The organism is Streptomyces sp. NPDC048566 (assembly GCF_043199735.1).
Taxonomy (GTDB): domain Bacteria; phylum Actinomycetota; class Actinomycetes; order Streptomycetales; family Streptomycetaceae; genus Streptomyces.
The window spans coordinates 1-3,759 of the sequence record NZ_JBICWL010000014.1 but is presented as its reverse complement, the minus strand read 5'-3'; the positions used below and the strand labels follow the sequence as shown (position 1 = coordinate 3,759).

4 protein-coding genes are annotated in these 3,759 nt (G+C 72.4%); all 4 read right to left on the bottom strand.

Annotated elements, in window-relative coordinates:
• Positions 1-399: 399 nt before the first annotated feature.
• A complete protein-coding gene (gene obgE / locus ACGFS9_RS21095) occupies positions 400-1,836 on the bottom strand; it encodes a GTPase ObgE (protein WP_393255153.1) in 1,437 nt (478 codons plus the stop codon).
• Between the two features lie 185 nt (positions 1,837-2,021).
• The gene (gene rpmA, locus ACGFS9_RS21090) at positions 2,022-2,276 is read right to left on the bottom strand and encodes a 50S ribosomal protein L27 (RefSeq protein ID WP_030362615.1); all 255 of its coding nucleotides are present in this window, start codon (positions 2,274-2,276) and stop codon (positions 2,022-2,024) included.
• A 16-nt stretch (positions 2,277-2,292) separates the two neighbouring features.
• On the bottom strand, positions 2,293-2,613 hold the full coding sequence (rplU, locus tag ACGFS9_RS21085; RefSeq protein WP_030601628.1) for a 50S ribosomal protein L21: 321 nt from the start codon (positions 2,611-2,613) through the stop codon (positions 2,293-2,295).
• Positions 2,614-2,797: 184 nt separating this feature from the next.
• Positions 2,798-3,759, bottom strand: a 962-nt coding sequence (locus ACGFS9_RS21080; protein ID WP_393255150.1) for an iron-containing alcohol dehydrogenase family protein, incomplete at its 5' end; no start/stop codon positions are given.

Sequence of the window (3,759 nt, the reverse complement as noted above, 5' to 3'; positions counted from 1 at the left end):
GGTCTGGGGGGGGGCGGGGGGGGGGGGGGGCGGGCCCCGCCCCCCCGCGCCGCCGCCGGGGGGGGGGCGCCCGGGGGCGCCGCCCCCCCCCCCCCCACCGCTGTCGTCCCCGCTGCCGCCCCGTACCACCCGCGCCGCCGTCGCCGCCGGGGGCATCGGTGCGGCGCACACCGCGCCCGCCCGGGTCGTGGCCGCGGGGGCGCGTCGTCCGCCCGGAGGACGGGGCCGGATACGGCCGGTCCCCTGACCGGAAGGGTTCACCGGCTCGCGGCGCCCGGTGCGGCACCGCGCCGCGTCGTCGCATCACCCGGGTACATCCCGTACGCGGGCGACGCTCCGCCGTGCGCTGCACCGCACCGCACGCCGCGAGCCGTCCGGCGCACCCTTCCGGTCACGGCACTAGAACGGCTCGAAGTCGTCGTACTCCTGCTCCGCCTCGTCCCGCTCGGCCTGCCGGTCGCGGCGGCGCTGGGCCGCGGGGCGCGGGGCCTCGAAGCGGTGGTCCTCGCCGCGGCGGCCCAGCATCTCGGCACCCGCCATGACGGTGGGCTCCCAGTCGAACACGACCGCGTTCTCCTCGGGGCCGATCGCGACGCCGTCGCCGGAGCGGGCGCCCGCCTTCATCAGCTGCTCCTCGACCCCGAGCCGGGCGAGCCGGTCGGCGAGGTAGCCGACGGCCTCGTCGTTGTTGAAGTCGGTCTGGCGCACCCAGCGCTCGGGCTTCTCGCCGCGCACGCGGTAGAGGCCGTCCTCCTCCCGGGTGACGGTGAAGCCGGCGTCGTCCACCGCCTTCGGGCGGATGACGACGCGGGTCGCCTCCTCCTTGGGCTTGGCGGCACGGGACCGCCCGACCAGTTCGGCGAGGGCGAACGACAGCTCGCGAAGACCCGTGTGGGCGACCGCGGACACCTCGAAGACGCGGTAGCCGCGCGCCTCCAGGTCGGGACGCACCATCTCGGCCAGGTCCTTGCCGTCCGGCACGTCGATCTTGTTGAGGACGACCAGCCGGGGCCGCTTGTCCAGGCCGCCGTAGCTCTTCAGCTCCTCCTCGATGACGTCGAGGTCGGAGACCGGGTCGCGCTCGGATTCGAGGGTGGCCGTGTCCAGGACGTGGACGAGGACGCTGCACCGCTCGACGTGGCGCAGGAACTCCAGGCCGAGGCCCTTGCCCTGGCTGGCGCCGGGGATCAGGCCGGGGACGTCGGCGATGGTGTAGACGGTCTCACCGGCCGTCACGACGCCCAGGTTCGGGACGAGGGTGGTGAACGGGTAGTCCGCGATCTTCGGCTTGGCGGCGGACAGGACGGAGATGAGGGAGGACTTGCCGGCGCTCGGGTAGCCGACCAGCGCCACGTCGGCGACGGTCTTCAGCTCCAGCACGATGTCCTGGAGGCCGCCGGGCACGCCGAGCAGGGCGAAGCCGGGGGCCTTGCGGCGGGCCGAGGCCAGCGCCGCGTTCCCCAGACCGCCCCGGCCGCCCTCCGCGGCGACGTAGGACGTGCCGTTGCCGACGAGGTCCGCGAGGACGTTGCCGCGGGTGTCCAGGACGACGGTGCCGTCCGGCACGGGCAGCACGAGGTCCTGGCCGTCCTTGCCGGACCGGTTGCCGCCCTCGCCGGGCTTGCCGTTGGTGGCCTTGCGGTGCGGTGAGTGGTGGTAGTCGAGCAGCGTGGTGACGGACTGGTCGACGACCAGGATCACGTCACCGCCACGGCCGCCGTTGCCGCCGTCCGGGCCGCCGAGCGGCTTGAACTTCTCCCGGTGCACGGAGGCACAGCCGTGGCCTCCGCTACCCGCGGCGACGTGCAGCTCGACGCGGTCCACGAAGGTGGTCATGTGGGGTGCCTCCAGCACTTCGGTACTTCTGTACGTACGGAATGTCTCTAGCGCAACACGCGAAAGGCGGACCCGCTTCCCGTGGGGGAAGTGAGGTCCGCCTCGCGAGGAACTCTGTTCCGCGGAGCCTGGGCCCCGAGGCGCGCGACCCGTCCCGGGGACGGATCAGCCTCGACGGGTCCGGATCAGGCGACCGGAACGATGTTCACGACCTTGCGGCCGCGGTGGGTGCCGAACTCGACCGCACCGGCGTCCAGCGCGAACAGCGTGTCGTCCTTGCCACGGCCGACACCGGTGCCGGGGTGGAAGTGGGTGCCACGCTGGCGGACCAGGATCTCACCGGCGTTGACGGTCTGACCGCCGAAGCGCTTCACACCGAGCCGCTGAGCATTGGAGTCGCGACCGTTCCGAGTGGACGATGCGCCCTTCTTGTGTGCCATGTCTCAGTCCCTACCCTTACTTCGCAGCCGCGGGGATCTCAGTGACCTTGATCGCCGTGTACTGCTGGCGGTGGCCCTGACGACGGCGGTAGCCGGTCTTGTTCTTGTAGCGAAGGATGTCGATCTTGACGCCCTTGTGGTGATCCACGACCTCGGCCTGGACCTTGATGCCGGCCAGGACCCACGGGTCGCTCGTCACGGCTTCACCGTCGACAACGAGCAGGGTCGAGAGCTCGACCGTGTCGCCAACCTTGGCAGTGGAAATCTTGTCAACCTCAACGATGTCGCCGACAGCAACCTTGTGCTGGCGACCACCGCTGCGCACGATGGCGTACACGCGGATCTCTCTCTCGCTCGGAACCGAACCCCCGCAGTCCAGCCGCCGGCGGGTGCGAGCGGCCTCTACCGGGGCCCGGAACGTGTGGGAACACGCCCGACCCCGGGAGGAATGAGGTTTACGGGGATGTGGCGTGTCAATGGACACGCCGACGGTCAAGGTTACGAGACCCTCCCCACCGGGGTCAAACCGGCTCTCCTCGGCCGGTCACCGCCTCGACATAGCCGCCGTACGCCTCCTCGATCCGCTCCGGTGACAGGTCCAGATGCTCCAGAACCGTGTACCGGCCGGGCCGGGTGCGCGGCGCGAACTCCACCGCCCGCACGAACTCGTCGACGCCGAAACCGATCTCCCCGGCGACGACCGGCAGCCCGTGCCGCCGGAGCGTGTCGGCCATCAGGCGGGACCCTTCGAGGTCGCCCCGCAGATGCATGGCGAAGGCGGCGCCGATGCCCACCTGCTCGCCGTGGGCCGCCGCGCGCCGGGGATACAGCAGGTCGAGCGCGTGGCTGATCTCGTGGCAGGCCCCCGAGGAGGGCCGGGTGTGCCCGGCGATCGACATGGCGATGCCGGACAGCACCAGCCCCTCCGCCAGCACGGTCAGGAACCCGTCGTCGCCGCAGCCGCCGGGGTGCCGCAGGACGGCCTCGCCCGCCTGGCGCGCCATCGCGGCCGAGAGACCGTCGACCTTCTCCCCGTTGACCCGGTGGGACAGCTCCCAGTCCGCGACGGCGGAGATGTTGGAGACGGCGTCGCCGATCCCGGACCGGACGAACCGGATCGGCGCCTCCCGGACCACGTCCAGGTCGACGACGACCGCGATGGGGGTCGGCACGCCGTAGGAGCCGCGGCCGGCGTCGTTGTCCAGGATGGACACCGGCGAACAGATGCCGTCGTGCGAGAGGTTGGTGGCCACCGCGACCAGCGGGAGGCCGATGCGCGCGGCGGCGTACTTGGCGCAGTCGATGACCTTGCCGCCGCCGAGGCCCACGACGGCGTCGTGGTCGCCCGACTTCATGGCGTCGGCGAGTCGCACCGCCTCGTCTATCGTGCCGCCGCCGACCTCGTACCAGGTCGCGCCCGGCAGCGCGGGCGCCAGCCGCTCCCGCAGCCGCGCACCCGAACCGTTGCTGACCGCGACCGCGA

Coding starts and splice junctions, on each gene's coding strand:
- obgE (WP_393255153.1), bottom strand. CDS start 1,836: ATGACCACCTTCGTGGACCGCGTCGAGCTGCACGTCGCCGCGGGTAGC.
- rpmA (WP_030362615.1), bottom strand. CDS start 2,276: ATGGCACACAAGAAGGGCGCATCGTCCACTCGGAACGGTCGCGACTCC.